We start from the raw sequence: 23,642 nt of genomic DNA, 5'->3' as shown, positions 1-23,642 counted from the left end.
AGATGCTAGTTTTCCCAATTGATCCTAATTTATCCATCAGACGGACAAAAAAAACGGCCCCGTCGGCCGCTGTTTATCCTCTGTACCGCGTTTCAGTTCAGACGCAGTTTTTTAAGTTCCACGCCCTGATAGTAATATTGGAGAATCTCCTGGAAGGTCTTGCCCGCCTTTGCCATGCCATCAGCCCCGTATTGACACAGCCCAACCCCGTGGCCGTACCCGACCGTCGTAAAGACCACTTTTCCCTCGCGCGAGTGGACGGTGAAATTGGTTGAAGCCAACCCCAGCCGGGAACGAAGCTCGGTTCCGGAAAAAACATGAGTCCCGATCTGCATGGTATCCACCCGCCCGCTGGGCGTCCGCTTCAAAATCCGAAGCGCTAAGCCACCGGCCGCCCTTTCCTCCGCCAGGCCGAGGGCGGAAAGGAGTTCTTGCACCGTAAATACCCGTTCTTGTCGGTAACGCGGAGAATGTTGGCCAAAGGAACAGGGGACGCTCTTCAGGTAGGGAACGGGCTTGCCCCACAGCTCCTCCGCATTGGCAGTCCGCGGGCCGCTCGTCGAGTGGTAAAGAGCATCAATGGGCCGACCCTCGTAGGTCAGGATCAGTCCGCTGGTCCCTTCCACCGCCGCGCTGATCTTCCGCCAGTAACGGGGGTAATTCCACAGACCCCATTTGGCGATCAACTGTCGCCGGCCGAGCCAGGCTTGGGAGTCACGAACATCGTCGCTCAAATCGGCACCCGGCGCCGCCGGATAACCGGTCCCGCCAAAACGCCGCATCCGCCGGACCGCCACCGTCCGGGCCGCGACCGCTTGGGCTTTTAACGCTTCCAGGTCAAACTCGGCCGGCATCTCCGCGGCCACCACGCCCTTCACGTACTCTTCCAGATCAAGGGCGATTATTTTCTTTTCCTCATTTAAGTAAAGTTGAACGGTGATCCCCGGTGGAGCCGGTGTGCATTTAACCAGAAAGAGCGGTAATAAACAGAGGAGCACAAAGATAAAAAGAAAAAGGCCGATTAACTGTCTCATTCCCATCCTCCAGCGGCAGTTTAACATTCTACCCTATGCCCGAAGGAGGAGGATTATGCGCTTTAATTACGTACCGCCTGGCCGGCGGTTACGGTTTGACCGGCGATCAAACCCGGAACTGCCGTAATCGCTCAGCCCAGATCCTGGGCAGCTCCACTTCCAGGTAAACGCCGGAGGCCCGGTATTCCTCCGTATGCACCTTGCCCTTTTCGTGCAGGAGCGCGAGATAGCCACCTTCCGTAAAGGGGATGAAAAAAGCCCCACGGTCGACATGGGCGGAGAGCATCGCCACAATTTTGTTCTTCAACTCATCCACGCCGGCGCCGGTCCGCGCCGAGATCGCCACCGCGTGCGGGAACGCCCGCACCGCCCGGAGGAGGGTAAACTCATTCTGAACCAAATCCCTCTTATTCAGTACCGTAATAAAAGGCTTGTTTTCGAGCCCCAGTTCCCGGAGGAGTTCAATCCCGGCCTGGTACTCCTCTTCCATATAGGGACTGGCCAGATTCACCACATGCAACAGAAGATCGGCCTCGTAAAGCTCTTCCAAAGTGGCCCGGAAAGCATCCACCAACTGGTGGGGAAGCTTCCGGATCAACCCCACCGTATCAATGAGCAAAGTCTCCAGTTGGTTGGGGAAAGTCAGCCGGCGGAAAGTCGGATCCAACGTGGAAAACAACCGGTCTTCCACGTGGACGTCGGCCCCGGTCAAACAACGAAACAGGGTGGATTTCCCCGCATTGGTATAGCCGAACAACGCCAAGACGGGCCAGGAGAGGCGGCGCCGGGGTGCCCGCTGCAGCCGCCGGTTGGCTTTCACCTGTTTTAAGCGCCGGTTCAAAACGGCAATCCGTGCCCGGATCCGCTGCCGGTCCGCTTCGAGTTTGGTTTCCCCCGGTCCCCGAGTGCCCATCCCCCCGGCCAAACGGGAGAGGTTGACTCCTTCCCCGGTGAGCCGGGGCAAGAGGTACTCCAATTGGCCCTTTTCCACCTGCAACTTGGCCTCTTTGGTCCGCGCCCGCTGCGCAAAGATATCCAAAATCAAACCCGTCCGGTCGATAATTTTAACCGCCACTTCTTCCTCCAGGTTCCGGGTCTGGACCGGCGTGAGTTCTTCATCAAAGACGACCAGGGCAGCATCCTTCGCCCCGACCAACTTTTTTAGCTCCCACAACTTCCCTTCCGTCAGAAAAAAAGCCGGATCAGGTTTGGTGCGACGCAGAACCAGTCGTTCCACCACCTGACCCCCGGCTGATTCAACCAAGGCGGCAAGCTCATCCAAACTCCCCTCTTCTTCGCTGCCGGCAATAATCGCCTTTTCCCTCTGGTCGTTTGCCACCCATAACCCCCCAGAAAGCAAAAAGTTTTTCTGCTTATAATTTTCTTATCTTCTTATTACTCAGTTCTCGATCCCCGGATAGAACGAGGCCGTTTGGTAATTAACCGCATATAAGTCCGGATAAAAATTTACCTGGCACTGGAAGATCTTCAACCGCGTCTGGAGCGTATAGGCCAAGTGTTCCATCCCCGGGCGGGCCATCGCACTATGGCCTAAATCGATCATTTTTATATTATGCCGGGAGAGATAGGAGAGGGCAAACCGGCCCAGTTCGGCGGAGAGAATGGTATCACACCCCCCGGCAATATACTTGTCCCACTCTTCCTTATAGAAAGGGGCAAAGCCCGGCCCCGAAATGAGCAGCACATGATGGACCTTCGCATTCAAATCCCCGACATACGGCATCACCGGTGTGTTTAACAGGCGCTGGCAGGAGAGAAGCAGATCGCGCAGGCTCACCTCAACCCGGCCGGTCAGCAACTCACCGTCCTGAACCGTTTCGCGAAGGTTCAACAAACGGGCCAGCACTGCAGTATTGCCGTCGGGGGCTTTATTCCAAGCACTGTGCAAAACAAAAACACCCATTTCCTGCCCGGCAAAGAGCTCTTCGTCCTGCTCGAAACAGGGGTGGTGCGAAATTAAGAGATCGACACCGTCTTGCTGTGCCATCCGTACATTCTGAACGGTCGGATCAACACAAACCCCGATCTTCTGCAGTTTTTTACCGGGTTTGCGCCAGAAGTGGGGAGGATCATACTTGTCCGCCAGCGCCGCCGGAGCCAGTTCTTCGATTATCGCTTGGAACTTTTCTAACTCGATCAAGTGATCACCTCACGATGAACCTCCCACCCAAACAAACACAAATGAACTAAACATAATTGTATATTCTTAGTTAACCGTGGATTTTCCTCCCTTCGGATCTGTCATCTGAAAAAAACTTAAACAAGAACCAACCGGATTGGACGTCAGCTCCTGGTAATATGCCATTGCTTAGTTTATCCCCGGAGAGATATAATAGAGCTAAAAGTTCAGCCGGAAATGATCCTTATCGGCAAAATTAAAAAAGGAGTGGTGTTTCGTGGGCAAAACTTTATTGGTCCTCACCCTGTCCCTACTGTTCCTCCTCCTGACGGTGGGTGGTGCCAGCGCCGCCGACTTTGGACTCGGGATCTATGACAGCCACGACTTATGTTTTAGCGGAAAATTCAACCTGTCTCCCGACCTGTCCGTCCAAGGTTTGCTCTCCGGCGATTCTTTAGGGCTCAGAGGTGTGTACAAACTGGCCAAGGACGCCAATTACAATTTCTTTGGCTTTGGTGAGTTTGGTTTTGTAGACAACGAAGATGTTGCCGTCAGTGCCGGCGTCGGGATCGAATTTTTCGTCTTTAAAGCGCTAAAGGTTAAAGAACTTTCCCGTCTCGGTTTCTCCCTTGACTTCGGCATGAATATCCTGCCGGACACCGGCTTTGATTTTGGCGGCGGTTTTCATTATTACTTTTAGTTTTGAAGCGAAACATTATGAAAAAATGGATCTGCCAGTCCCCTTGGAACCCTGTTCTCCGCAACAGGGTTTTTCTTTGCTTCCAGAATTATTCCTTCTTAACAAGTTATACTACTGGTCAAACCGGTTTGAATATGATAGTAGTTATAATGTGATCATGTTTTTGGATCTTTCCGTTCGGCGAACGCAGAATATAAATAAATATAACAACAAACTCTTATGCAAATTGAACGCGGAGATGATACCATGAGCCAACGTAAAAAACGCCATATTCCCCGCTCCTACTATGTCCTTTTCGCCCTCCTAGTTCTGGTGGGATTCCTCTTCGCCACGGTCTCCCTGCCGCGCGATCTCCGGGCCAAGCTGGAGAACATGCGTTACGTTTCAAAGGTTTACGACCGCCACGGCCGCCTGATTGGCGATCTCTTTGCCCACCGCAAAATTTGGGTTACGTTCGACCAAATCTCCCCCTACCTTAAACAAGCGGTGATCGCCACCGAAGACACCCGTTTTTACCGCCATTTCGGGCTTGATCCCATCGGCATCGGCCGGGCGGTGATCCAGACTTTATTACCCGGCGGCATGAAACAGGGCGGGAGTACCATCACCCAACAATTGGCCAAAGTCTCCCTGTTGACATACGACCGCACCATCACCCGGAAATTGCAGGATATGTTTTACGCGCTCCTGATTGAAAGAACCTATACCAAAGATGAAATTTTGGAACTCTATTTAAACAGCATTAACCTGGCCCACGGGAATGTGGGCGTTGAAGCCGCCGCCCGCTATTACTTTGATAAATCCGCCGCCAAGCTCAATCTGGAAGAAGCAGCGCTCTTGGCCGGGATCATCCGTAGTCCAGAAAACTATTCCCCCTTTAAGCACCCGGAGGTGGCCAAAAACCGCCGGAACTTGGTCCTCCGTTTGATGTGGGAGCAAGGGTTGATCACGGAAAAACAGTACCAAACGGCCATCGCGAAAGATCTGGGCGTCAAACCGCAGCAGGCAAGGTCTTCCGTCGGCGCCTATTTCATCGACTACCTCCGTGAATACCTAACCACGGAGGAGGGCTTCACCGAAGAAGAACTGCTGTGGGGCGGTTATAAAATCTACACCACTTTGGATCTGGACTTCCAACAGGCGGCGGAACTTACCCTTAAGCACCTCCCCCGCTACTCGGCGGCGGTGCAGCCGGAAGCCGCCCTGGTCACCCTCGACCCGTCCACCGGGGCGATCCTGGCGATGGTCGGCGGCCGCGACTACCAAACCAGCCCGTTGAACCGCAGCGTCAAAGCCCACCGGCAACCGGGCTCGGCGATAAAACCTTTTATTTACGCGACTGCTTTGGAACACAATTTTACCGCCGCCACGATCCTTGACGATCACCCCTTGGAAATTCCTTTGGAGAACGGAACGGTGTGGACACCGGAGAACAACAACGGGGAATATCAAGGGAGGATCACCCTCCGGCGGGCTCTCAGGGAATCGGTGAACACCATCGCCGTCCAACTGGTCCAGACGTTGGGGATCCCCACCGTTGCCGGCCAGCTGGAACAGATGGGCATTGAGAGTCTGGTCCGGGAAGGAAAGGTCAATGATCTTGGGTATGCCCCGTTGGCCCTCGGCGGCTTAACCAAAGGCGTCACCCCCCTGGAGTTGGCGGCCGCCTATACGTCCTTCGCCAACCAGGGCCAGTACTGCAAACCCTACCCTGTCGTGCGGATCACCGACTACCAGGGAAGAACCATCAAAACCTTTAAACCGAAGCCGGCCCGGGAGGTCATCACCCCGCAAACGGCTTACATCATGACCATGCTTCTAAAAGACGTTGTTGATCAGGGCACCGGGCAGCGGGCCAAACTGCCCGACGGCCGCCCGGTAGCCGGAAAAACCGGCACCACCAACGATTACACCAACGCCTGGTTTGTGGGTTACACCCCCGAGTATTTAACAACCGTCTGGATCGGCAACGACCGCCAGGAAGAACCGATGCGATACAAAGAAGGAGTGATCGGCGGTGGGACCGCCGCCGCCGTCTGGCGTGATTATATGGCCCGGATCACCGCCAACCTGCCGGTGGTCGCCTTCGCCGAACCGGAGGGCATCGTCTGGGCGCATGTGGATGCGGAAACGGGCCAGGCAATCCCCGCCTGGATCAACAAAGATTCCTACCTGGAGGTTTTTGCCGAGAATCGTGTCCCGGAAAGCGCTTCCTATAAAATCTGGCGTTGGTTGACCACGTGGCCGAAAAAAATAACCCGGGAGAAAGCCCCGTCCGAATAAATAAAAAGTGAACCCCAATCCCAGAGTACGGATTGGGGTCAATTTTTTAAGCAAGTCCATAACCCTTAACAGTAGTAATCTTTTAATTCCTTTATTTGAAGAAATGGTGGTTCCCGATGACCACCGTCGGGGTCAGATTTGCCGTCCGGAAGAACCTTTTCCCGGCCGGGGAAGCAAGCTTCGGGTTGTAATAATATAAAGCGCCCCGCGAAGGGTCTTTCCCGGCCAGCGCATCCCGGGCCGCCCGCAGCGATTCTTCATTCGGTTGGATGGTGGCCAGTTTGGGAAGGCAACTGAACTGCCCCGGTTGGTAGATCACATCATAAATCGTATTGGGAAACTGGGGACTTTTGACCCGGTTCAAAACAACCGCGCCGACCGCGACCTGCCCCTCATAGGGTTCGCCTTCGGCTTCCGCCCGGATCAATTTGGCCAACAGGTAAAGGTCTTCATCAACCCCCCGTGGGGTCCGCACTTCCACCGGCGTGGCTCCAAAATGGAGGGCAAACCCGAAAAACGGAGCCAACTGGTTTTGTTCGCCCACCAGGTTGGCGGTCACCAAACGGCCTTCCAAAGCTACGGAAAGACCGGGGATGAGCTGGTTTAAACGGAGTTCAACACCGGCGGTTAACTCAACCTTTTCGCCCATTGGCAACCGGCTATTATCGAGGAGATCACGCACCCCCAGCCCCACGTAAGAGTTGAACGCGGACCGGGTTTGGGGGATGTAAACAAGGGCTAAACCGAGATCCTGCTCGGCCCAAGCATAAACCGTACGTACACCACACCGGGGTGCCACCCACCAGTTTAATTTGACCGCTTCGGGAGAAATCCCTTCCGTAACTTGCCAATCAAAACCGAGTTGCCAATAAGCCTCCGCGGCAAGCGGAAAAGATAAAGCGAGCACAATTAGGAGAATTATTACGGGATAGTGCCTCATCGTTCCACCTCCGGCCGGAAAATAATCCGTTTCCAGTAAATTTTAGGCACATCCCGGTTAATTCCTTTTTCTTTTTTTAGAAATACCCGGGCAACACCGGAGAAGCCAGGGCAATCCGTGTCTGGTCGGCGGTCGCTTCATACCGGTAGGCAAACTCCAAGTTGGTAGCGCGCCCCGGGCGCTGGGCTTTCCCCCCAATCAAACTGCTCCACCCCGCCCAACGGCCATACTCAAATTCAGCGGCCCCGCTGCTCTCGGTCACCTGCAAACGGTGGAAGACACTCTTCATCAGCTGGTAGGCCTCCCCGGTGCCGAGCCGCCCGGGCCATACCCCGCTCAACATGACCGCCAAAGGCATCTCGCCTACTTCCGTCGCAAAAGCCCGCTCCAAGCGGCGGACCGTTTCCGCCAGCATCTCCCCGGAACTGGGAAGGGCAATCACGCCACAATAAGTCTCCGCCCCACCGGCGTCGCCCCGGATCGACTGGAGGGTGATCACGACCGTCACTTGTTCTTCCAAACTGCCCTCCAATGTTATATAGCTGAAATCAAGTTCATCGCCTTTGACCGGCGGTGCGACCGTCTTCAGTTTCAACCGCTTCTCCAGGTTGGCGGCAAGCTTCCCCAGTTGCTGCGTATCCATGAAATCAGTGTTCAGCTTCTTCCAGCCTTCAATCTGAATCTCGGCCAGGGGAACCCCGACGCCTTCCCACCCAACCAGAAGTGGCAGATCAGTTATGGCCACACTGAAGGTTCGATCGACGTAACGCATGGTAAAGAGGAATAGAAAACAAAAGGAAAAAAGCATTTTCCTGATGAAACGCTTGAACATCTTAACCCCTCCGGAAATTGTCTTTGCAATCAGTATTTACCAATCCGGAGGAAATTAAACATCATTTCTGTAATTTTTTCTGGCAAATGCGGGTCTCCGGGTCTAATCTGTTTATTTGGGTAATTTAAGGTAACTAAAGAGTAAAAATAACTATTGCGAAACTTATTATTACTTGGTATAATTAGTAGGTTCTAAAAGCTATCCCTACCTATGATCATTACACCTAAACCCAAAACACCAACCGTAACATTGAAGAACGTAACCCCAAATTCCACGCAACGCCGACTTTGTTTGGACAAGTTCGTGTGGCTTACTAAGAAGGGACTATTACGCTCAGGCTAGAAAGGAGAAAAGGAGAACGGCAATGAAGAACGGTACTACACCCAAATGGTTGGAACAGTACGAACCAGGAGTTGCTGCCCACCTGGAATACCCCAAGCTTACTTTGGGGCAAGTGTTACACGAAACCAGCCGCAAATACCCCGACCACACCGCCTTTATCTACCTTGACCAGAAGTGGACCTACCGGGAGTTTAATGCGCTTGTTTCAAAGATGGCCAATGTGCTGATTGAATTGGGCCTGAACCCGGGTGACACGGCCGGCATCTACCTGCCGAACAGCCCACAATTTCTCATCGCCTACTATGGAATTTTACGTTCGGGCGGGATCGCGGTCCCGATCAACCCGATGTTATCCGGTGAAGATCTGGCTTTCATCATCAAAGACGCCCAGTTGAAAGTGATCGTCGCCCCGGTGGAAGCAGTACAACTGATGGAACAGGCAAAAACACCCAAGCTAAAGATCATTTCCACCGCTTTAACCGGACAGCTTGATCCGGCCAGCAATCCGGCGGCCCCCGGTGCTCTTTCCCTGGAAGAACTGCTGACCAACGCAGCCGACACCGATCCGCAAGTCCCCATCGACCACACCGCCATCGCCAATCTCCAGTATACGGGCGGGACAACCGGACGCTCCAAGGGTGCGGTCCTTACCCACTTCAACTTGTTGGCCAATGCCATCCAGTTCCGGGAGTGGTTTAAAAACGTGTACACCGATGGGGACGGCCGTTTCTTAGGGGTAATCCCATTCTTCCACATCTACGGGCTAACAACCACGATCAACAGCCCGATTCTGACCGGTTCCTCCATCATCCTGCATTCGCGGTTTGACATCAACGAAATCATGCAGTCCATCAATAAGTATAAACCCAACCTTTTCATGGGTGTACCCGCCATGTACGCCGCGATCGCAATGCGCGACAATCAGGGTTATGACCTCAGCTCGATCCGGGCTTGCGTCAGCGGTTCCTCACCGTTGCCCCCCGCCGTCCAGAAACGGTTTGAAGAAGTGACCGGCGGGAAACTGGTGGAAGGCTACGGGCTTTCGGAGTGTTCCCCCGTCGTCACGGTGACTCCGATTTACGGGACGATTAAACCCGGAAGCATCGGTGTTCCCATCTCCGACACGCAGGTGAAGATCGTCGACCCGCAGACGGGCGAAGAGATCACCACCAGCGGCGAAATCGGCGAACTGCTCGTCAAGGGTCCCCAGGTCATGCAAGGCTACTGGAACAACCCGGAAGAAACCGCGCTGGTCCTTACGGAGGACGGCTGGTTGCACACGGGCGACCTCGTCTACATGGACGACGACGGATATATCTACATTGCCGACCGCTTGAAAGACATGATCATCATGGGCGGCGAGAAGATCTATCCCCGGGAGCTTGAAGACTTCTTCTACACCCACCCGGCCGTCAAGGAAGTGGCGGTCACCGGGATCCCCCATCCCCTCCGCGGCGAAGTGCCGAAGGCCTTTGTGGTCTTAAAAGAGGGAGCGGCGGTCACGGAGAAAGAGCTGCGACAATACTGCCTTGACCACCTGTCCAAATTTAAAGTGCCGAAGATCCAAATCATCGACGCTCTTCCCCGCAATGCCGTCGGGAAAGTCCTGCGGCGCCTGCTTCGGGAAGAGGGATTGTAAGCTATATGATTTGAAACTGAACCTGCCGGTCACCAAAACCGGCAGGTTTTCTTTTTGCCAAGACCATGGCCGATAAATTCCCTCGCTTACACCAGGAGGAAAACCGCAAACTTCATTGCTTTTCCGTGCTTATCCGTTACCTGCTGCTTGGCCGGTAAATTGTGCCGGTTAAGATTCGTCAAAATACTGGACGGCCTTCCCCCGGCCCTAAAATTCCCGTTTTCCGACGGCCGGTCGCGGTTGCCTTTATGGTTCCCCCTTTACCATTTGTCCACGTCTCTGCCTCTTATTTTACCGCCCCCTTCGCGGTACGGACGGTGCTTGCCGGAAGCGTCCCGAGATCTTACGTTATCGGTTTCCCAAAAAACGTAATTTATCGGGATAATCATTCCATCTTATGGAAAGGAAAAAACTTGATTGAAACGAATAGATCCTTGACCTAGAACTGAACGGGGTGATTTTTTATGGCTATTGTCATGAGGAAGGGTCTTTTTTATTCTCCGCTTCTCACCAACGAACACGGCGTCAACAAACTGGAGAAACTTTACCAAACAGGAGTCCATTCTCTGAAGTATAAGCTTTCTTCCTTTTTTCCGCAGTCGATTGATCTGGAACTGACCGGTTTCTTCTTCCTTCCCTTTTCGTGGTTGATCCAAAACTTAGAACATACGCCCACCGCCGAGATCGGTTTTCATTCCCGTGTCACCGGCGACCTGAAAGGCGAATTATATCTTTGTTTTTCCCGGGAAACCGCGATGGAACTTGTCAGTTTGGAAATGAAAAGAAAACGCCCGTTCCGCAAGTTTTTCCTGAATAAGATCGACGAATCTTTTCTCAGTGAATTGACGAACATTTTAATCAATACCTTCTGGCACACTCTCCACGAGGAGCTGCCGACCAGATGGTGGTTAACGCCGCCGGTCATGATCCAAAATGTCATGAAATCGATCCAGCTGGCCAGTAAGATCTACTCTTTTGACCGCCGTGTTCTCCTGGCCGAAATCTCCGCTTACCGGCCCAGCTTTAAAATGGAATTAATCTTTATCCCGGCGGGAGAAAGCCTCAACCATTTCCTGGCCAAACTGACCGACCATATGGTCCGCAGCGAACTGGAAGAAAACCTTTTTTAAAAACCAAGGATAACCCAATAACTTTCGCCCGGGAGGGGATAATAGACCTGAGGAGTCGAGGAGGAAAATGAGTGTAAAAAGAAAGAATCTCCATGTGCGGATTGAAGAAGAGACCTACGAAAAACTGCGCCATTTAACCTTTTATGAGCGTTCCAGTATCTCAGAGGTCGTCCGGCGTCTGATCAAGGAATATTTGGAAGAAAAAGCCCTTGAGGAACCGGATTTTGTGGCCCCGCCCCGCCTTTAAAAAATAAAACCCGCCGTAAGGCGGGATTTATTGCCATTTGTTTCTACCGGCGGATTATTCGGGTTGAGCAGCATCAACCGGACAAACCTCGGCGCAGGCGCCACAGTCGGTGCATTTTTCCGGATCAATCTCGTATTTATCCGTACCCTCGCTAATTGCATCTACCGGGCACTCTTCGGCACAAGCTCCACAACTAATGCAATCATCGGTAATTTTATGGGCCATCTCGACACCTCCTTCATAATCTTTCCACCACTGCTACGACTGGAAGAAACTTGCTCTTCCTCGCGGCGTGGGTATGAGTGGGTTAGCTCTCTTACCGGTTTAGACGAACCCAAACAGCTAATTATATTCGCGTTCAAGATGAAAACCCCCTTCTTTTTGAAAAGAATATTTACTAGATCTTCATTTCCTCTTGGCTCTTTGGCAAAAAACAGGCAGTGTGGTATAAGTTGTACTTGACTTTCTTCGCTGTTTATCATAAAATATACTTTGCGAAGCGGGCGTGGCTCAGTGGTAGAGCATCGGCTTCCCAAGCCGAGGATCGCGGGTTCGAATCCCGTCGCCCGCTCCAATTAATGCTGGCGTAGCTCAACTGGCAGAGCAGCGGTATCGTAAACCGCAGGTTGTCCGTTCGATTCGGATCGCCAGCTCCATTTGGAAATCAAAGGAATACTCCTTTTCCGATAATACAAAAAAGTATCCCGACCCTTTAGGGTCGGGATTTGCTTTTGGATAAAATGGGCTCGGAATGTTACCGGGTCTTTTTTTATTAAACACCCTGTACCTACAGCAAAAGTAATATTCTTTTCGGATTCGTCCTTAATATTTACCGGAATACTTACCGGGTATTATTGGTCCCTAATATTTCCGGTCTTTATTAATCCCTAAGATCAGGAGAATCAGGATCAGGAAAACAAGAAATGGCGCAAAGCTGCCGGTGGTAGAATCAATAGTTCCCATCGTTCGACCCACACCTCCCTTTTAACCAGCTACCACATAATATTGTTCGTCAAACTCGTCGGTGTTGGTCAAAGGGAACTTTCCGGCGTGGGTAAAAAACCGAAGACAAAGCCAAAAGGCGATAAAACCCGAGCATGGGGGAAGACTAAAAAAAGCCCGACTTTTACATGCGGAGGCAACAAAAGATGCGCCCCAGGAGAAAAGAACGCCGTCTAAAGCTGTTTTTCCGGACAATTGCCCCCAACTACGAACGGGTCAATACCCTGGTCAGCTTTGGCCTGCACCACCACTGGCGAAACTTCGCCGTGCAAAAGGCCGACCTCCAGCCCGGCCAGCGGGTTTTGGACGTGTGTTGTGGAACCGGGGTGATCACCAAAGAACTGGCCAAAAAAGTAGGACCCCGGGGAAAAGTGATCGGCCTGGATCTCTCGCCCGCCATGTTGAAGATCGCCGCCGAAAACCTGCAGGATTTCCCCTGGATTGAACTGGTGGAAGGAAATGCCTTGGACCTTCCCTTTGCCAAGGACGAATTTGACCGGGCGGTAATCGGCTATGGCCTCCGTAATGTGACCGATCCGCGCCAGGCCTTGGCCGAACTCTACCGGGTAATAAAACCCGGTGGGAAAGTTGTCGCTTTGGAACTGGCCAAACCCCAGACACCGAGCTTAAAGCGCCTCCACCAATTCTACACCGCCGCCTGTCTACCCTTGATCGGTTACCTGTTCACCGGTGATAAAGAACCCTATCTGTATTTACACCGTTCAATCCAGAATTACCCCGCCCCCGAGACAGTGACCAAGTTTTTTAAAGAGATCGGCTTTACCGACATCGACTGCACCGCTTTAAGCTGGGGCGTGGTCACGGTTCACACCGCCAAAAAACCCGGGCCGTAAAAACCACCCTTGGAGTCCTTCTTAAAAAAGCCCGGTCAAGATCCATGCCGTTAGGTAACCGATGAGCCCACAGACGGGAAAGGTGAAAACCCAGGCCAAAACCAGCTCTTTCGCCACCCCCCAGTTAACCGCCGACAAACCCCGGGTTGTACCCGCCCCCATAATCGCCGTTGTAATCGTATGGGTCGTACTCAGAGGCACCCCCAAGCTGGAAGCGAATAGAATGGAAGCCGCTGCAGCCGTTTGGGCGGCCAACCCTTGGTCCGGTTCCAGCTTAACCATTTTGCTCCCCACCTTTTCAATAATCCGCCAGCCCCCAACCGAAGTCCCGGCGCCCATCACCACCGAACACAAAAGCACAACCCAGGGTTGAACCTGAAAAACAGGTAAAAAACCGGACAACACCAAGGTTAAAGTGAACAGGCCAATAAACTTCTGCCCATCATTGCTCCCGTGGCTGAAAGCCATCCCGGCCGCAGCCACGATCTGGAGGGTATTGAAGATCCGGTTTGTTTTTCTTGGCGACCAATCCGCACTGAAGAACTTCAAAACCCAGACTAAGCTAAACCCGCCGATCGCCCCAAAAAGAACGGAGATTACCAGCCCCAGGAAGATCTTTTTCCACCCGGAAAGCAGTAACGCCGCCGGACCGGCCGTCGCCAAACCGGCTCCGGCCAGCCCGGCCAGTAAGGCATGGCTTTCACTGGTCGGGATCCCAAACCAGGAGGCCGCCGTCGCCCAGACCACGATCCCGATCAGAGCCGCCCCCAAGGTCACCAGGTTAATCGCGTCCGGCCGCACGATCTCCGTCCCGATGGTCTGTGCCACAGCCTGCCCGTAAAAGGCGCCCAGAATATTACCGGTCACGGCCAGCACTACGGCGGTTCTGGGCTTCAGCGCTTTCGTCGCGACCACCGTGGCAATGGCATTGGGCGCGTCGGTCCACCCGTTCACAAATTCGGCGGCCAAAATTAAGAATACGATAAAGGCAAAAAGTAGTAGCGGCACTTTTTTACCTCCCATCTACCTTACGCGGGCCGCTCCCACCCTATGCCTCCCCACGGACAAAAAAACGCCCGGTCCGTGACCGGGTGTTTGGCAATCAGTCTGTTTACCCCACACGGAACCGGGCGTGTTTCCATTTTCCCGACCGGAAACGGAAGTAAACGACCGCCGACCGGGTATACTGGTCCATCACAAAAGCAACCCAAGCGCCGGCGAGACCCCAGTGGAAGATCCGGACAAAAATATAGGCCACGACCACCCGGAAAACCCAAATCCCCAGCGCGGAAGCATACAGCGGGTACATGGTGTCGCCGGCCCCCCGCAAGGCACCCGCCAGCGCAAATTGGGTGGACTGCCCCGGCAACGCCAGCGCCAGAATTTTGAGGACCATGCCCGCCGCCGCGGCCACGGCCGGATCGGAAGTGTAGATCCGGGCCATCGGATAGGAAAAAAGGATAAACAGCACCGCATTAAAGACCGCCACCACCAGGGCGATTTTGTGCACAATCATGGCGTAGTTTGCCGCCTGTTCCTCTTTTTCCGCACCTAGGCTCTGCCCGACCAAGGTCGTGGAGGCCACGCTAAAGGCCGTGCTTGGGGCAAAGGAAAGACCGCTGATGTTCAAACCGATCTGATGGGCCGCAAATTTTAACGTACCAAGGGTCGACACGGTCTTCGCAAAAATCATCAAGCCCCCGTGGAGAATAAACTGTTCGAGTGCCGCCGGCAAACCAATGGTAAAGATCCGTTTGACGGTCGGCCGGTGCAGCCGGTAATCATCCTTAAGTTTGAGGTGAATCACGGAGTACCGGGAGCAATAAAGGACGAAAAGCCCGGCCAAACAGGCCAACAAACGGGAGACCGTCGTGGACACCGCCGCCCCCGCAACCTCCCAGCGCGGGAAGCCCAGTTTCCCGTAGATTAAGACATAGTTGCCGAAAACGTTGAACAAGTTACTCCCCACGTTATAGAGCATTGGAATTTTCGTCTCACCCGCGCCGCGCAGTGCCGCCGTGATCCCCATGTTTATCACCTGAAACAACAAACCGGCTGCCACAATCTGAAAGTAAATCGTGGCGTCGGCAAAGGTGTCGGACTCCGCACCCATAAAGCCCACAATCGCCGGGGCCAGAAAAACCCCGATTCCGCTGACCACAGTCCCCAAAACAAAACTGATGACCAACGCCTGCCTGGTCACCGCCTCGGCTTTTTCCGGTTTGCCGGCGCCGATCTGCCAGGCCACCAACGTGGTCGTCCCGATGTTTACCGCGGCAAAAATCGCCAATAACAACATAAACGGCTGGTTTGTCAACCCAACGGCCGTAATTGCGGCCGGGCCCAGCCGTCCAACCATCACCATATCTATCATCCCGAAAAGGGTGGACATGACCAGTTCGATAAAGGCAGGAAGGGTGATCACCATAATCTCCTTCCATACTGGGCGGAAATCCAAGTTCATTCTTTGTTTTAAACGTTTGTGCAAGGTCAACTGTTTCAACCTTCTCCCCATTAATTACCTATTATCATTTGGTTTTCGCACTTTTTATCTTAATTGTTTAATTGCTCTTTAGCATCGGTTTTTCCTCTTTTCTCACGCTTTTGTTTACGTTAATAATAAGAAAACGCCCGCTTTGCTTCAATGGCGGGCGTTGGCCTAGGGCTGACTGCCTCTGGTTCAGTCGCGCTCCACCCGGGCGGTGGCCGTAATCTTTATTCCCCCGCGCGGTTTCTGAGTCACGGTCACCTTTACCCAGAATGGCCGGCACGCGGCGGCCACATCATTGGCGATCTGCGCGGCCAAAGCTTCGCAGAAAACCCCTTCCTCGCGAAAACTCCACAAATACAACTTTAAGCTTTTACTTTCAATGCAAGCCTGATCCGGCGCATACTCAATGGTTACCGTCTCCCAATCCGGTTGTCCGGTCACCGGACACAGACTGGTCACCTCGTCACTCTCCATAACAACGGTCTCGACCCCCGCCGGCTTGGGAAAGGTATCCAGCGTCCGCATCGGCTCGCGGACCGTCCTCCCCAGGGCGCGGAAGCCATACTCATTCGCCGCCTCATGCATGGTCCTACTCATTATCTCGCCTCCAGTCTATAATAAAGGGATTGTAGCTCACATCGTGATCAAAGACATCCATCTTTTCCCGGCGCTTGAGCCACCCTACCACTAGATAGATTAACGGAGTAACCAGGATTTCATACGTAACTTTCCAGACGTACTGGGCCAAAACCAGGTTGGCCAGCATATTAAAGGGCATCGTCCCCCCGAAAGCGGTCACAATAAACAAGGCCGTATCGGCCCCTTCGCCCACCAGGGTCGACGCGATCGTCCTCAACCAAAGCCACCGTCCGGCCGTCACCACCTTTAACCTGGATAAAAGGGCGGAATTTAAAAACGAGCCCGCAAAGTAAGCAACAGCCGAAGCCGCCACCAACCGGGGGGTCATCCCCAAGACCGTCCGGTAGGCCTCCTGGCCCGTCCAAAAATCGGGATAAGGCAAGGCGATGGTGACCATGAAAACGACAACCATAAAGAGGTTGGCAAAAAAGCCGAGCCAAATCGTGAGCCGGGCGCGGTAGAAACCGTAAACCTCCGTCAGCACGTCCCCCAGAATATAAGTGATGGGAAAAAAGACCACGGCCGCCGGCAAAGTCAGACCCAAAAGGCTCGCCATTTTCCCGGCGGTAATATTGGAGAGCAGAAGGGAAGTGACAAAAAGGGTGGATAAAACGTAATACAGGGGGGAATCAGGGGAATTTTTAGTAGGCATCATGAAAACACCTCCAGTTTTGTTTACGCGGGTTTTCTGGAAAACCGCGTCGCTTTATTATAATATATCTTGTCCCCGTCCGCAAGGCGGGGTTTGGTCAATTTTGGCCCGCCGGTTCGCAACTGTCTTTTTGATTGACGAAAAGCCCTCCGCAAGTTTATGATAAAGGCATTGAGCATTATTTTATTTAGTAACCATTATTTTTCGCCCATTATTTTACGATAGGAAGTGAAGTGTTACACCAATGATCCGTGCTTACCTTGTCGCTGTCCTCACCGAACTCATCTTCGGCTTTTCCTTTATCTTTACCAAGGGGGCCCTGGACTATGTCACCCCCCACCAATTGCTGGCCTTCCGCTTTATTACCGCGGCTTTTGTGTTGACCATCCTCCGCGCCTTGCGGATTATCAAAATTAACCTCAAGGACCGCCCTCTAGGACGGGTCTTGCTGCTCGCGCTCTTCCAGCCGGTCCTCTATTTTATCTTTGAGACCACCGGCGTCAACCTGACCACCGCTTCCGAGGCCGGGCTGATGATCGCCTTGATCCCGGTCTTTGTGACGCTGCTGGCCGCCTTGTTTTTGAAGGAGATCCCCAGCCCGCTGCAGGCGGTTTCGATTGCCATTTCCGTCCTCGGCGTCGGCTTTATCGTCCTGGGCGGCGGAAGACTCACCACTTCCGGTCATGCCCTGGGTCTCTTGGCCTTGCTGGGCGCCGTCCTTTCCGCCGCCCTCTTTACGACCATGTCCCGTTGGTTGTCACGGCAATTTCGTCCCGTGGAACTCACCTACATCATGATGTGGGCCGGCGCTATCTTCTTCGGTGGTCTGGCCTTGGCGCAAAACAGCCTCACCCCGGCCCAAATTCTGGCTTTACTACAGGACAAAAAGGTCTGGACCGCCGTTTTATACCTTGGCGTCCTGTCTTCGGTGGTTGCTTTCTTCGGAACGAATTACTTCATTGCCAAGATTGGTGCCGCCCGCAGCGCGGTCTTTGCCAACCTGGCCACCATTGTTTCGGTGGCGGCCGGGATCGGCCTCCGGGGTGAACCCTTCCATTGGTACCACCTGGTCGGCGGTGTGCTGATTCTCCTGGGCGTCGCGGGAACCAACCGTTTTGGTCCCCGCGCGCGCCCGTCAACAAGGCCACGCGGATAAGAACCGCTTAATCCGGTCATTTCAAGCCGGTAAGCACTTTTATTGATCCCCAGTAAGCGTTGATCACACATTACACATTTGTCTTTTCCTAATCCTTTTTTCTGTACGAACCGGTTCCCGACTCCTTTCAGTATCACACCGGCACCTCTTCACTCCGGCGGTAATAACACCGGCACTTCCGTTAAAACCACCGTTTCTTCCGTCGGCATTACCCGGTAGGCGTGAAAAGCCACGCCCGCTTGGGCGGCGGCCGCCATCGCCGCCGCGAACTTCGGATCCGTCTCCGCATTGGCCTGGACGCTCACTCCCCCCGGATGCTGCAGAAAAAAGAGGACAAAGGCCTTTTTCCCTGCGGTGCTAAGCTTCGCCAGCTCCAGAAGGTGCCTTCTGCCCCGTTCCGTCGGGGCATCAGGAAAAAGCCCGCCCCCCTCCCACACCAAAGTGACGCACTTTGCTTCCAACCAGGCCGTCTCCGCGGAGTCGTCCTTTTTGAGCGCCAGATCGAACCGGCTACTCCCCCAGGTTCTTTCCGGGTAAACCCGGTCATAGACGCTCAGGGGCGGCAACTTTCGCCAGGCCTTGGCCAAAATACGGTTGGGCAGACGGGCATCAATGAAAGCCCACCCCGCTTCCGTTTCCGCGGCCACCAGCGTATAGCTGGTCTTCCGCCCCGCATGTCCCTCAAAATTCAGTCCCACTTTATTCCCGGGAAACAACAGCTCTTGCAAGCGGCCGGAGTTGGGAATATGAACGGTCCCCCGCCCCTCCGCCGTCTCCACCTCGGCGGCGAAACGGTGCAAACGACGAAGAAAAACAGCCGGCACCAACCGGCCGTAAAAAGTATTGGGGATAATTATCTTTCTTGCCTTTTTGCTGATGACGATCACTATCCTCTGTGCGGATTTGGTTTCACCTTTCTTGCCGTTGCCGTGCCAATTCTCCTAGCGGTAAGTCTGCTCCAAAGTCGCGATCATCCGCCCCAAACACGCATTCACCGGCGTCGGCACCCCGTATTTCTCCCCGAGTGCCACCACCGTCCAGGCAAAGCTTTCCACTTCGGTTTTGCGGCCTGCCTCCACATCCTGGAGCATCGAAGTCTTCCCTTCCGGGGCCAGCCGGGCAATGAGGTCATGATAAGCGTCGATATCTGCGGCGGTCAGGTTGATCCCGATCCGCTGCGCAATCGCCAAAACTTCCCGGCAGGCCATGGCCATCAATTCCCGCGCTTCCTTGACCTTCTGAAAAACACCGTAAGGAGCCTTTAAAACCGCGGAGACCTGATTAAGCCCCACGTTCAGCATAAACTTCCACCACAGCTCCCGCAGAATGTCGGCGGGGATCGTATAGGGAACCCCCGTCCGGTCAAAGAGGGCCTGGACCGCTTTTACCTTCGGCGAAGCCGGATTATCCTTGTCGCCAAAGACAATCCGGCCCAGGTTGGCATAGTTGGTCGATCTCCCTGCCCGGGTCGCATCGGTACTGACCACAAAAGCATGGAGGAGTTTCTCCGGACCATAAGCCCGGCCAATCTCCTCTTCACTGGTAATCCCATTCAACAGGGACATGATGATGGTCTCCTCGCCGACAAAGGGGCGGATCATTGTAATGGCCTCGGCCAAGTGATGCCCTTTGACCGCGATCAGGATCAGGTCCGCTTTTTCAGCGGCCTGCTCCGGGGTGACAAAGGTGAACCGGCAGGGTTTCCCGTTCACAAGAATCTCCGCCTGCCGGTAGGCCGCCAGGCGCTGCGGATCAACGATCACCTTGACCAGGCCGGGTTCGGCTTCATTCATTTTCGCGGCATAGGCGCTGCCCACCGCCCCCAGCCCAATCAGGTAAACCTGTTTGATGGTCTCCATGCTTAACTCCGATAAACTCCTTTCTGAAATTCCTGTTGTCTTAGGGCTTATCGTTTCCCCTTGTCGTACGGTTCACCCGCCGCCCGCGGGGCCTGGGTCGATTTGGAGAAGAAGACCAAAACCAGGAGGGTAACGATATAAGGGAAGTTTTTGAGGATAATTCCCGGGGCCTTGGCCAGCGCCGGAAGGGCTTGCGAGACATTGGCGATCGTGCTCGCCAGACCAAAGAAGAAGGTCGCCCCCAAAATCCCCAAAGGTTTCCATTGTCCGAAGATGAGGGCGGCCAATGCTAAAAAGCCCAACCCGGCCACGGTCCCGTTGAACTCCCCGGCGTAGGTCACCAGGATGATCGCACCGCCCAGTCCGGCACAGGCCCCGGAGATCAGGACGGCAATATAGCGCATCCGGTAGACGTTAATCCCGGCTGCATCGGCGGCTTGCGGGTGTTCCCCGCAGGCCCGGAGGCGCAAGCCAAAGGGCGTCCGGTATAACAAAAACCAGGAAAGCAAGAGAATCCCCAAGACCAGCCAGGTCGTCCCGTAAGTCTGCGTAAAGAAGAGCCGGCCCAAAATGGGGATCTCGGAAAGCACCGGGATATTCCGCCGGATCAAGCCGTGCATAATCAGAATATTCCCGCTGCCTGTAATATTACGGGCCAAATAAACTGTTATAGCCCCGGCGATCATATTAATCGCCGTCCCGCTGATCACCTGGTTGGCATTGAGCGTAACACTGGCAAAAGCATGGAGCAACGAGAAAACGGCCCCGGCCAGTGTGGCCAAGACAAGGCCGAGTCCGATCGCCACCTCCGGCGGCAGGCTGTTTTCCAAGCGGGAGATGGTCAAAGCACTGGTAAAAAAGCCAACGACCATTAACCCTTCCAGGCCGATGTTGACCACGCCGCTGCGCTCGCTGTATAATCCACCCAAAGCGGTGATGAGCAACGGGATCGTATAAGCAATGGCGTACGGAAAAATCTGTTCAATCAGCTCCCACCACATTACTCCGCACCTCCCACTTTCTCCTGTAATCCAGCCTCCGGACCCGGAGCAAGATCGGTCCTATCCTGGGCTTGCCGGCGGCGCTGCCACCGCGCCCGGAGCCTTTCAATTAGCACGCTGGTCGCCGCGAAATAGATGATCGTGGCGATGATCGAATCGGCGATCTCCGGCGGGACCTTGGTCATGGCGTTCATGAACCCTTTCCCCGAGTGGAGGAGGCCAAAGAAGATCGCCGCCATAAACACGCCCCACGGGGAGTTGGCCCCCAGCAGGGCCACGGCGATCCCGTCAAAGCCCTGGCTCGGCATGACGCCAATCTGCATGTTGGAGGCATAACCCACATAAAAAGCGGCACCGCCTAACCCGGCACAAGCCCCGGCAATTACCATGGACAAAACAATATTCCGGTTCGCCTGAATCCCGGCGTACTCCGCCGCATCACGGTTATAGCCCACGGCCTTCAACTCGTAGCCGAGGGTTGTCCGTTCCAGAATATAGGCGACGAGCAGTACGACGCCAATGGCGAGGAAAAAGCCAAGGTTAATGTAGGAACCCTTAAACAATTTGGTCAACCAGTCCACTTTCAACGAAGCGGCCGCGGGAATCCGCCGCGACTCGGTCTCCAGATATGCCCCCTTGAAATAGGCAGGAACGATATAGTAAACCGACCAGTAGGCAATCCAGTTCATCATAATGGTGCAGACCACTTCATGCACGTTAAATTTGGCCTTTAACCATCCGGGGACCAGCCCCCAAAGGGCACCGCCCAAAGCCGCCGCCAGCACGATCACCGGAAGGAGAAGCGGCTTCGGCCAAGGAACGGTCAGCCCCAGCGCGGTGGCACACAGGCCCCCGATCAACATCTGCCCGGCCGCGCCGATGTTAAAGAGCCCTGTTTTGAAGGCAAAGGCCACCGATAAACCGGTAAAGACCAGTGGTGTCGCCGTGGCCAGGGTGTTCCCAATCCGCGTAATATTCATCAATCCGCCACTAAAAAGGTAGAAGAAGCCGAGCAGCGGGTTGTTACCGGTCACCAGCATCAGGCAGGCCCCGGCCAGTAAGCCAAAAACTATCGCCAACAGCGCCACGGTGTATTCTTGTCCGGTCTCTTTCTTCAAGCGGTCTTCCCCCTTTGCCCTCCGGCCATCATCAGGCCGATCTCATGTTCATTGGTGGTCTTCGCATCAACGAGCCCGACCAACTCGCCGTTGTGGATCACCGCGATCCGGTCGGACAGGTTCAAGATCTCATCCAGCTCCAAAGAGACCAGCAGCACGGCCTTGCCCTTATCCCTCTGCTCAATGATCCGGCGGTGGATATACTCAATGGCCCCCACGTCCAGCCCGCGGGTGGGCTGGACCGCCAGGAGAAGCTCGGGATTGAGGTCAATCTCCCGCCCGACGATAGCCTTCTGCTGGTTGCCGCCCGAGAGCGAACGGGCCAAAGCGCTTGCCCCCTGGCCCGCACGGACATCAAACTCCGCCATCAAGCGGGTGGCATACTCGGTGATGGCTTCCCGGTTTAAGCGGCCCTTTTCGGCAAAGGGCGCTTGGTCGTAAACTTTAAGAATCATATTCTCCTGGAGCGTATAATCGAGAATCAAGCCGTGTTTGTGGCGGTCCGCCGGAATGTGGGCGATTCCCATCCGGATCCGGTCCCGGATCGAGGAATTAGTAATGTCAATCCCCTTCAGCAGCACCCGGCCGCTCTCTGCCTTGCGCAGGCCGGTAATGACCTCCACCAGTTCGGTCTGGCCGTTGCCTTCGACACCGGCCAGTCCCACAATCTCGCCGGCCCGTACTTCCAGGGAGAAGTTCTTGAGCGCCATTACCTTCCGGTTGTCATAGGCGGACAGGTTCTCAACCTTAAGGACAACATCGCCGGCCACCCGGTCCTCTTTTTCAACAACAAAACTGACCTCCCGGCCGACCATCATCCGGGCCAACTCTTCCTCACTGGTCGTAGCCACCTCTACGGTACCGACCACCCGCCCCCGGCGGATCACCGTGCACCGGTCGGCAATGGCCTTAATCTCCTTGAGCTTATGGGTGATTAAGATAATGGATTTGCCCTCTTTCACCAGGTTGCGCATGATCACCATCAAATCCTGAATTTCTTGGGGCGTAAGCACGGAAGTGGGTTCATCAAAGATTAAAACCTCGGCGTCCCGGTAGAGCATCTTCAAGATCTCAACCCGCTGTTGCATCCCGACGGAGATGTCTTCAATCTTCGCCTCGGGATCCACATTCAGCCCGTACCGCTGCGAAAGCTGTCTGATTCGTTCCGCCGCCGCCTTGTGGTCAATCACCAGCCCTTTGGTCATTTCCATTCCCAGCATGATATTTTCCGTCACCGTAAAGTTATGGACCAATTTAAAGTGCTGGTGCACCATGCCGATCCCCAGCGCATTGGCGACATTGGGGTCGCTGATCTTCACTTCCTGGTCGCGGACCTTGATGGTCCCCCGGTCCGGCGGGTAAAGACCGAACAAGATACTCATCAGAGTGGATTTTCCCGCGCCGTTTTCCCCCAGCAAGGCATGGATCTCGCCCGGTTTCAACTGCAATGTAATGTCATCATTGGCGACGACACCGGGAAACTCTTTCCGGATCCGCAGCATTTCGACGATATACTCCATTACATCGCTCCTTTTCGCTAGTTAATGGCCGTAACACGTGTCAGCCCGATCAACCACTGTCCC

The 23,642-nt window shown here is 54.3% G+C and carries 22 protein-coding genes and 2 tRNA genes; 9 read left to right on the top strand and 15 right to left on the bottom strand.

Annotated elements, in window-relative coordinates:
- Positions 1-92 precede the first annotated feature (92 nt).
- The 3 genes from spoIID to G5B42_RS05520 form a co-directional block, all read right to left on the bottom strand.
- Positions 93-1,034: a stage II sporulation protein D gene (gene spoIID, locus G5B42_RS05530; protein WP_181339452.1), complete on the bottom strand. Its 942-nt coding sequence runs from the start codon at positions 1,032-1,034 to the stop codon at positions 93-95.
- A 106-nt stretch (positions 1,035-1,140) separates the two neighbouring features.
- The gene (hflX, locus tag G5B42_RS05525) at positions 1,141-2,373 is read right to left on the bottom strand and encodes a GTPase HflX (RefSeq protein WP_181339451.1); all 1,233 of its coding nucleotides are present in this window, start codon (positions 2,371-2,373) and stop codon (positions 1,141-1,143) included.
- A 60-nt stretch (positions 2,374-2,433) separates the two neighbouring features.
- Complete coding sequence (locus G5B42_RS05520) at positions 2,434-3,195, bottom strand: Nif3-like dinuclear metal center hexameric protein (protein WP_181339450.1); 762 nt, start codon at positions 3,193-3,195, stop codon at positions 2,434-2,436.
- A gap of 256 nt (positions 3,196-3,451) precedes the next feature.
- On the opposite strand from G5B42_RS05520, the gene G5B42_RS05515 reads away from it, so the two are divergent.
- Together G5B42_RS05515 and G5B42_RS05510 are read left to right on the top strand one after the other, a co-directional pair.
- A complete protein-coding gene (locus G5B42_RS05515) occupies positions 3,452-3,874 on the top strand; it encodes a hypothetical protein (protein WP_181339449.1) in 423 nt (140 codons plus the stop codon).
- Between the two features lie 246 nt (positions 3,875-4,120).
- Positions 4,121-6,157 (top strand): transglycosylase domain-containing protein, encoded by a 2,037-nt coding sequence (locus tag G5B42_RS05510; RefSeq protein WP_181339448.1) that lies wholly within the window; start codon positions 4,121-4,123, stop codon positions 6,155-6,157.
- A gap of 91 nt (positions 6,158-6,248) precedes the next feature.
- Here G5B42_RS05510 and G5B42_RS05505 read toward each other — a convergent pair whose 3' ends face one another.
- Together G5B42_RS05505 and G5B42_RS05500 are read right to left on the bottom strand one after the other, a co-directional pair.
- On the bottom strand, positions 6,249-7,097 hold the full coding sequence (locus G5B42_RS05505) for a cell wall hydrolase (RefSeq protein ID WP_231133268.1): 849 nt from the start codon (positions 7,095-7,097) through the stop codon (positions 6,249-6,251).
- A 76-nt stretch (positions 7,098-7,173) separates the two neighbouring features.
- The gene (locus G5B42_RS05500; RefSeq protein WP_181339447.1) at positions 7,174-7,929 is read right to left on the bottom strand and encodes a YwmB family TATA-box binding protein; all 756 of its coding nucleotides are present in this window, start codon (positions 7,927-7,929) and stop codon (positions 7,174-7,176) included.
- 364 nt (positions 7,930-8,293) lie between these two features.
- Between G5B42_RS05500 and G5B42_RS05495 the strand changes: the two genes are divergently transcribed.
- The 3 genes from G5B42_RS05495 to G5B42_RS05485 all read left to right on the top strand — a co-directional run bounded on the left by G5B42_RS05495 (position 8,294) and on the right by G5B42_RS05485 (position 11,287).
- Positions 8,294-9,910, top strand: a complete 1,617-nt coding sequence (locus G5B42_RS05495) for a long-chain-fatty-acid--CoA ligase (RefSeq protein WP_181339446.1) — start codon at positions 8,294-8,296, stop codon at positions 9,908-9,910.
- 476 nt (positions 9,911-10,386) lie between these two features.
- On the top strand, positions 10,387-11,040 hold the full coding sequence (locus G5B42_RS05490; protein ID WP_231133267.1) for a hypothetical protein: 654 nt from the start codon (positions 10,387-10,389) through the stop codon (positions 11,038-11,040).
- Positions 11,041-11,107: 67 nt separating this feature from the next.
- Positions 11,108-11,287, top strand: a complete 180-nt coding sequence (locus G5B42_RS05485) for a ribbon-helix-helix protein, CopG family (RefSeq protein WP_181339444.1) — start codon at positions 11,108-11,110, stop codon at positions 11,285-11,287.
- A 54-nt stretch (positions 11,288-11,341) separates the two neighbouring features.
- On the opposite strand, the gene G5B42_RS05480 is transcribed toward G5B42_RS05485, so the two are convergent.
- Entirely contained in the window at positions 11,342-11,512 is a 171-nt protein-coding gene (locus tag G5B42_RS05480; protein ID WP_181339443.1) for a 4Fe-4S binding protein, read from the bottom strand.
- A 274-nt stretch (positions 11,513-11,786) separates the two neighbouring features.
- Between G5B42_RS05480 and G5B42_RS05475 the strand changes: the two genes are divergently transcribed.
- The 3 genes from G5B42_RS05475 to ubiE all read left to right on the top strand — a co-directional run bounded on the left by G5B42_RS05475 (position 11,787) and on the right by ubiE (position 13,143).
- Positions 11,787-11,861 (top strand) — tRNA-Gly (locus G5B42_RS05475).
- 6 nt (positions 11,862-11,867) lie between these two features.
- A tRNA-Thr gene (locus G5B42_RS05470) sits at positions 11,868-11,943 on the top strand.
- 474 nt (positions 11,944-12,417) lie between these two features.
- Positions 12,418-13,143 (top strand): bifunctional demethylmenaquinone methyltransferase/2-methoxy-6-polyprenyl-1,4-benzoquinol methylase UbiE, encoded by a 726-nt coding sequence (gene ubiE, locus G5B42_RS05465; protein WP_231133266.1) that lies wholly within the window; start codon positions 12,418-12,420, stop codon positions 13,141-13,143.
- 21 nt (positions 13,144-13,164) lie between these two features.
- Here the strand turns inward: ubiE and G5B42_RS05460 are convergent, their stop codons facing one another.
- From G5B42_RS05460 to G5B42_RS05445, 4 genes are all read right to left on the bottom strand, one after another.
- Positions 13,165-14,151 (bottom strand): inorganic phosphate transporter, encoded by a 987-nt coding sequence (locus tag G5B42_RS05460; protein ID WP_331274052.1) that lies wholly within the window; start codon positions 14,149-14,151, stop codon positions 13,165-13,167.
- A gap of 103 nt (positions 14,152-14,254) precedes the next feature.
- Positions 14,255-15,646, bottom strand: a complete 1,392-nt coding sequence (locus G5B42_RS05455; RefSeq protein ID WP_231133265.1) for an MATE family efflux transporter — start codon at positions 15,644-15,646, stop codon at positions 14,255-14,257.
- Positions 15,647-15,823: 177 nt separating this feature from the next.
- Positions 15,824-16,231, bottom strand: a complete 408-nt coding sequence (gene queF, locus G5B42_RS05450) for a preQ(1) synthase (protein WP_231133264.1) — start codon at positions 16,229-16,231, stop codon at positions 15,824-15,826.
- Entirely contained in the window at positions 16,224-16,928 is a 705-nt protein-coding gene (locus G5B42_RS05445) for a queuosine precursor transporter (protein ID WP_231133263.1), read from the bottom strand. Before G5B42_RS05445 ends, queF begins: the two co-directional genes overlap by 8 nt.
- Before the next feature lie 241 nt (positions 16,929-17,169).
- Between G5B42_RS05445 and G5B42_RS05440 the strand changes: the two genes are divergently transcribed.
- Positions 17,170-18,081, top strand: coding sequence for a DMT family transporter (locus tag G5B42_RS05440; protein ID WP_181339440.1), 912 nt, complete (start codon positions 17,170-17,172; stop codon positions 18,079-18,081).
- A 149-nt stretch (positions 18,082-18,230) separates the two neighbouring features.
- Here G5B42_RS05440 and sfsA read toward each other — a convergent pair whose 3' ends face one another.
- The 5 genes from sfsA to G5B42_RS05415 are packed head-to-tail and all read right to left on the bottom strand — an operon-like array spanning position 18,231 to position 23,579.
- Entirely contained in the window at positions 18,231-18,968 is a 738-nt protein-coding gene (gene sfsA / locus G5B42_RS05435) for a DNA/RNA nuclease SfsA (protein WP_181339439.1), read from the bottom strand.
- 54 nt (positions 18,969-19,022) lie between these two features.
- On the bottom strand, positions 19,023-19,940 hold the full coding sequence (locus G5B42_RS05430) for a ketopantoate reductase family protein (protein ID WP_181339438.1): 918 nt from the start codon (positions 19,938-19,940) through the stop codon (positions 19,023-19,025).
- A 47-nt stretch (positions 19,941-19,987) separates the two neighbouring features.
- Positions 19,988-20,941, bottom strand: coding sequence for an ABC transporter permease (locus G5B42_RS05425; RefSeq protein WP_181339437.1), 954 nt, complete (start codon positions 20,939-20,941; stop codon positions 19,988-19,990).
- Positions 20,941-22,059 (bottom strand): ABC transporter permease, encoded by a 1,119-nt coding sequence (locus tag G5B42_RS05420; RefSeq protein ID WP_231133262.1) that lies wholly within the window; start codon positions 22,057-22,059, stop codon positions 20,941-20,943. Before G5B42_RS05420 ends, G5B42_RS05425 begins: the two co-directional genes overlap by 1 nt.
- The gene (locus G5B42_RS05415; RefSeq protein ID WP_181339436.1) at positions 22,056-23,579 is read right to left on the bottom strand and encodes an ABC transporter ATP-binding protein; all 1,524 of its coding nucleotides are present in this window, start codon (positions 23,577-23,579) and stop codon (positions 22,056-22,058) included. The genes G5B42_RS05420 and G5B42_RS05415 overlap by 4 nt, the downstream gene beginning before the upstream one ends.
- Between the last annotated feature and the right edge of the window lie 63 nt (positions 23,580-23,642).

This window comes from Capillibacterium thermochitinicola (assembly GCF_013664685.1).
In the GTDB taxonomy this organism is placed as follows: Bacteria; Bacillota; UBA4882; order UBA10575; family UBA10575; genus Capillibacterium; species Capillibacterium thermochitinicola.
Note: the sequence above shows the minus strand (reverse complement) of the source record. Positions and strands in the feature narration are given on the sequence as shown.

Coding starts and splice junctions, on each gene's coding strand:
- spoIID (WP_181339452.1), bottom strand. CDS start 1,034: ATGAGACAGTTAATCGGCCTTTTTCTTTTTATCTTTGTGCTCCTCTGT.
- G5B42_RS05510 (WP_181339448.1), top strand. CDS start 4,121: ATGAGCCAACGTAAAAAACGCCATATTCCCCGCTCCTACTATGTCCTT.
- G5B42_RS05505 (WP_231133268.1), bottom strand. CDS start 7,097: ATGAGGCACTATCCCGTAATAATTCTCCTAATTGTGCTCGCTTTATCT.
- G5B42_RS05500 (WP_181339447.1), bottom strand. CDS start 7,929: ATGTTCAAGCGTTTCATCAGGAAAATGCTTTTTTCCTTTTGTTTTCTA.
- G5B42_RS05495 (WP_181339446.1), top strand. CDS start 8,294: ATGAAGAACGGTACTACACCCAAATGGTTGGAACAGTACGAACCAGGA.
- G5B42_RS05490 (WP_231133267.1), top strand. CDS start 10,387: ATGAGGAAGGGTCTTTTTTATTCTCCGCTTCTCACCAACGAACACGGC.
- G5B42_RS05485 (WP_181339444.1), top strand. CDS start 11,108: ATGAGTGTAAAAAGAAAGAATCTCCATGTGCGGATTGAAGAAGAGACC.
- G5B42_RS05480 (WP_181339443.1), bottom strand. CDS start 11,512: ATGGCCCATAAAATTACCGATGATTGCATTAGTTGTGGAGCTTGTGCC.
- ubiE (WP_231133266.1), top strand. CDS start 12,418: ATGCGGAGGCAACAAAAGATGCGCCCCAGGAGAAAAGAACGCCGTCTA.
- queF (WP_231133264.1), bottom strand. CDS start 16,231: ATGAGTAGGACCATGCATGAGGCGGCGAATGAGTATGGCTTCCGCGCC.
- G5B42_RS05445 (WP_231133263.1), bottom strand. CDS start 16,928: ATGATGCCTACTAAAAATTCCCCTGATTCCCCCCTGTATTACGTTTTA.
- G5B42_RS05440 (WP_181339440.1), top strand. CDS start 17,170: ATGATCCGTGCTTACCTTGTCGCTGTCCTCACCGAACTCATCTTCGGC.
- G5B42_RS05430 (WP_181339438.1), bottom strand. CDS start 19,940: ATGGAGACCATCAAACAGGTTTACCTGATTGGGCTGGGGGCGGTGGGC.
- G5B42_RS05425 (WP_181339437.1), bottom strand. CDS start 20,941: ATGTGGTGGGAGCTGATTGAACAGATTTTTCCGTACGCCATTGCTTAT.
- G5B42_RS05415 (WP_181339436.1), bottom strand. CDS start 23,579: ATGGAGTATATCGTCGAAATGCTGCGGATCCGGAAAGAGTTTCCCGGT.